Source organism: Agathobaculum sp., from assembly GCF_050946325.1.
GTDB lineage: Bacteria > Bacillota > Clostridia > Oscillospirales > Butyricicoccaceae > Agathobaculum.
Map to the genome: position 1 here is coordinate 1 of NZ_JBMNUP010000141.1, position 4,949 is coordinate 4,949.

Sequence of the window (4,949 nt, forward strand, 5' to 3'; positions counted from 1 at the left end):
CATAAAAGCCACCCGCCTCATAAAATGTATCGCCCGTACCCAGCGCTTCCATAGTCCATTCCGTTCGTTTCCCCGCCTCAAACCGGGATACGCCGGCAGGCAGCAGCCAGCGCTCCCCCGTGGGCAGCGCGGCAAAAAAAGTAGAGCCGTCCGCGCTGACGGTCAATGTCTCTGCAAGAAGGCCTGCCCCGGGGCAGATATCGATTCTCGCAATACAGCCATTTTCCATTCTTGCATCCATAAAAATATCAACGGCCTTCTGCCCCGCTATGGCACGGTAGGAAAAATCCGCCTGCGCATAATCCGCTCCCGCCAGATACCGAACTGCATCGATGGCATGCACCGCCGTAGTGGAAAAGTCCTCTTCAAAACGGCGGACACGGTACATCGTGTAATGGATATACTCCGGGGGACGTCCGCACTGGCGCATCAGATCCTCCACCTTGCGCAGCTGAGGCATATACCTCCGGTTGAATGCCACACGGTGCGGCACACCCGTTTCCTGCTGAACCTGTACAAGGCGGCGTGCCTCCTCCGCATTCGCTCCCGGCGGTTTTTCCAGCATCAGCGGTACGCCCATGCGCATCACATCACAGGCAATCGCGCAGGAAAGCGGGACCGGCACAACAACAGCCGCTGCATCCGGTTTTTCCCGGCGCAGCATCTCCCGGTAATCCGTATCGCAGCGCGCGAACCCGAACGCGGCGGCAAAGCGTTCCGCCGCCGCGCAGTCAATATCGCAGCATGCGGCCAGTTCCACACCCGCTTCCTCACCGGCATAGCGGCGCAGGGAAGGCCCATGCACACGGCTGGCATGCTCGCCGCAGCCGACCATACAAATTTTGAACAAGACAAAACCTCCTTTAGATTGATGCGCTCTTTTCCCGGTATTCCATCGGTGAGACATGAAAGCACTTTTTGAATAATGTGCAGAAATACTGTGGGTTGGAATATCCCACCATCGCGCTCACATCATTGATACGCAATGTGGAATCACTCAGCAGGCGCTTTGCCTCCTGCATGCGGTACTGCGTCAGATATTCCACATAATTGGAGCCGGTTTCCTTTTTATAAAGACGGCTGAGATAGGTTGGATTGAGAAAAATATGTTCTGCAATCATGGACAGTGAGAGCTCCGCATTGGCATAGTTCGCACGGATAAATTCCTGTACCTGCAGCACGACCTTTTTGCTGTTCACCTGCCCGTGCGAACGAAGAATGTTTACCACCTCGCACAACAGTGTTCGCAGCCAGTTGCGCAGCTCCTCGATGCTGTTATAGCTCTCCACCACATAATGCGGGTCCATCCACTTTTTTCCGAATATCTGGTAAAGGTCGATCTCCGCCGGGTTGAAATGGCGGTTCACGACTGCGTAGAGCTCTGCCAGCGCAGCCTTGATCTGGGTTTTCCCATAATTCCTCTGCATCAGTTCATTTGCAAATGCGTCCGCTCCGGCACGTACCACCGCTTTATCACGCGCCTTGATGCCTGCCAGAATCTTTTCCTCCGCAGCCTTAGGGTAAATATATCGTGCGGGCACCGGCAAGTTTTCCGCAGTAATGATGCGCCCCGGGCCAAGCACAATCTTGTACTCCAAATATTCTTCGGCCTGCTGGCGCGCCCGCCCTACCTGCGCCAGCTGTTCCACGGGGTCGCTCAAACCCACCGTATAGGTACCGCCCGGCTCTGCGTGCAGCCGTGCCTGCAGCTGATACAGTTCTTCCTTCAGTGCGCAATACGCAGCATGAATGTTTGGCTGCGCCGTCCCCAGCAGCACCACCAGGCCGCATGGCCTTGACTCATAATAGTGGAGCTCCCAGCTGTGTAAAATCCTTTCCGCGCAGCTTCGGTTTTGCGCCAGCAGCGCATACAGGTGGCGGGAGTCCTCCGGCAGCTCCAGGTCGTAAAACCGGTCCGGCTGCAGAACCGCCACACAGTAATGCATGGCGTGTGTCTGTATCTCCAGCTTTGCGCATTCCTCTTCCAGCGCCTCTCCGTCGGAATAAACGCTGCTCAATACGCGTCCCAGAAGCCGTGCCCGGCGTGCTTCCAGCCCTTCCGACTCGCGCCCCTCCAAATAGGTAAGGCGGTTGACGCGTTCCCGTTCCCCCTCAATTTCTGTGAGTGCATCCCGGACGATGGACAGCACCTTTTCCGGGTCTCCCGGCTTCAGAATGTATCCATACGCTTTGAGTTCCACCGCTTTCTGCGCATAGGCGAAGTTGTCGTAACCGCTCAGAAAAATGATCCGAGTATCCGGGTAAGCGTCCCGGACCGCCTCAGCGAACTCCAGACCGTCCATGTCCTCCATCCTGATATCGGTGATTACAACGTCCGGCTGCACAAGCGGCACCTTCGCCAGCGCCTCCACGCCACTCGCCGCTTCTCCCACGACCTGTGCGCCAATGCTCGCCCAATCTACAACATTGCACAAGCCGTCGCGTATATAGTATTCATCATCCACGACCATGATCCGGTACATGCGGCAGGCACCTCCCTTTTCTCACCATTCTCACAGGCTTTACAAAAATTCCTTCAGCGCTTCACACAGCGCACAGCTCATCCAGTATGCACCCAGGTCATTCGCATGCGCACCATCCGTCTGGGCACAGCCGCTTTTGAACGGAGCTTTTTCGTTCCAGCGCAGAAGGTGTAGCTTCGGGTCCATCCGATGCAGGGACGCATAAACCTCTTCCACGATCTCCCTGCGCCCGCGCTGGAAAATCTGCAGTTCCTCATCCCAATTTTCCTGCAGATAAAATATGGGTGTCGTCAGCAGGATGGGCGTATCCGGCGCGCACGCGCGCACGATCTCCACAAACGGGCTCAAATTCTGCCGAAATTCCCGCAGCGATTCGCAATTCTGCCCAAAGTCCAAAATATAGCATGAGGCTTGGGTTTCCGCCACAACGTGCGCCACCACCGCTTCTCCCCGCCCGGCCCCGCTGAAGCCGTAATTCACGATGTCCCGCCCCATGGCGCGGGATACCTGGCACGGATACGCCTGTCCGGGCCGGCTGACCGAATATCCCTGTGTGATGGACGTGCCGTAAAATACCAGCGGCGGCCCGGCATAACCGGCGTCCGGCCAGAGAGACGCATCGTCGTCCAGAATCACGCGGATATCGTTCACCGAAAGGTGCATAGGCAGATAAATTTCAAAAAGCCGTTTCTTTCGTGCCGTGTCCCGAAAGAAAAACACCTCATTCTCTCCTGCGTGCGCCGGAACGGCATTTTTCCAAAAACAGCCGTCGGCATAAAGGTCGAATCCCATCAGATAATTTTGCAGAGCGCCGGTCCCCTCTCCCTTGCGCTCATTATAATTCACGGCTTCGAAAATCAAACCGCAGGTTCCCGTATCCGATAAAAAGCGGATACGCGCGCCGGCGGTATCCTGTGCCACGTCCCACAGCTCCAGCGAAACGGCGTCACGCACCGTATCCGGCAGCCGGTGTGTCCGGCAACCGTTTTTTGCATACCAGGGCAGGCCGTACAGCTCGATGCCCTGTGTGCCAACCGGTATCTTTTTCATTGTGTCCTCCTCACAGCGCGCCAATGTTTCGGTCGCCCGGCATACGCGTTAAAACCGCCTTGTCCGCGCCCAGACGGAACGCCGCCTTATGGCAGCGCCGGATGCACTCCGGTGCTGCTTCGCAGCCCATGCCGCGGCACACGGAGTCCTCTCTCAGCCGAAAATCCCGCTGGGACGCATCGCAAAAGCCCGGATCTCCGCCTATTATATTGCTGTCATCCAGACGGATCTCCCTGCCCTGCCCGCGCTCCTCGTCCACCGTCTCGTTTGGGACAAAACGCGTGTAGGTGCCGCTGAACCAATTGTGTGAAAAATACGCGCTGCCTGTATCCACCACCGGGACCATGGGCGCAGGCTCCGGCCCTGCCGCATAAAAGATATTATTGCGCGCGTCTACATGCTGTCCATGCGGAAAATAAAAAAGGCTTGTACGTTCTTCACGGCCTTTTGTATCCCACTGCTGCGAAGCCGGAGAATTGTTGTACGCGCCTCGGTCCAGGGAATTTTCCGTATAGACGCGTCTCTGGCGGTAACTGACCACCGTATTATTGAAGAAATAAAGCGTACCGCCGCGGTCGGGCACATCGGGGTTATCCCCGCCGAAATGCACGATCTCATCGTCTCCCCATACGCGAATGGGCCCGTCATCATTTTCGATGAGCAGGTTCCCGTACACATAAGCGTCATTATAGTCCTCGTGTGCCGGGATCATGGGGTTGTCTTCCCCATCGTCCAGCGATATCTCCCGGCGGCCGCCCTCGATCCGGTTATACCGAATGACCGTGCCGGCCGACCGGTCTTTCAAGCCGTAGCCATAGGCGCCGTTTTTCAACGGCCCATACCGGTTGAACTGGTAGGTGATGCCAATGGCGGCACAGTATGAATTATGCTCCAGGATGCTGCCCGGGATGCCGTTATCGTAAAATTCATTGCCCTCTACCAGGATATCCCTGCAGACAAAAAATCCTTCCGCCTCATTGTCGCGCGAATTTACGAACAGGCCGTTGGAGCAATTGTGGACAATGCAGTTTTTTAAGGTGATGTGTTCGCCTCTGTCCACCCAGATCCCCGCGCCGAACACGTCGTAATGATGCGTTTCACCCCGCCAATCTGTAAAGGTATATTCCGGCAGGCAGTCCGTAACCTCAATGTTCTCTATTATAACATAGCTGGACAAATAGTCATTGTCTTTGTTTGACCCGCTTCTTCCAATTTTAACCACCCACTTATTGGCATTGGTCACCCCGGTGTCGTAGCCTGGACGCGCTGCCGCGCCGTGCCCGCTGATGACCGGTTTCTGCCCTTGCGGGCCGCAGATCCCCCGCACGGTCACCGGCTGTTCCCGGGTACCCCGGGCAGCGATCAGAATTTTTTCACGATAGGGCTCCGCACGCCAGTGTATCTCGATGGTATCCC

At 56.4% G+C, this 4,949-nt stretch carries 4 protein-coding genes; all 4 read right to left on the bottom strand.

The genetic code is table 11. The features are described 5' to 3' along the window. Positions 1-850: Gfo/Idh/MocA family protein (locus ACOYIE_RS09280; protein WP_433412564.1), on the bottom strand; the 850-nt coding region annotated here is incomplete at its 3' end. Between the two features lie 13 nt (positions 851-863). After that, positions 864-2,483 carry a response regulator transcription factor gene (locus tag ACOYIE_RS09285; protein WP_117460690.1) on the bottom strand — a complete coding sequence of 540 codons (1,620 nt, stop codon included), beginning with the start codon at positions 2,481-2,483 and terminating at the stop codon, positions 864-866. Positions 2,484-2,522: 39 nt separating this feature from the next. Beyond that, entirely contained in the window at positions 2,523-3,533 is a 1,011-nt protein-coding gene (locus ACOYIE_RS09290; protein ID WP_123158366.1) for an SGNH/GDSL hydrolase family protein, read from the bottom strand. Between the two features lie 10 nt (positions 3,534-3,543). Continuing rightward, positions 3,544-4,949, bottom strand: a 1,406-nt coding sequence (locus tag ACOYIE_RS09295; RefSeq protein WP_433412567.1) for a hypothetical protein, incomplete at its 5' end; no start/stop codon positions are given.

Excerpts from the sequence above, each read along its gene's own strand:
- ACOYIE_RS09290 (WP_123158366.1), bottom strand. The coding sequence starts at position 3,533 with ATGAAAAAGATACCGGTTGGCACACAGGGCATCGAGCTGTACGGCCTG.
- ACOYIE_RS09285 (WP_117460690.1), bottom strand. The coding sequence starts at position 2,483 with ATGTACCGGATCATGGTCGTGGATGATGAATACTATATACGCGACGGC.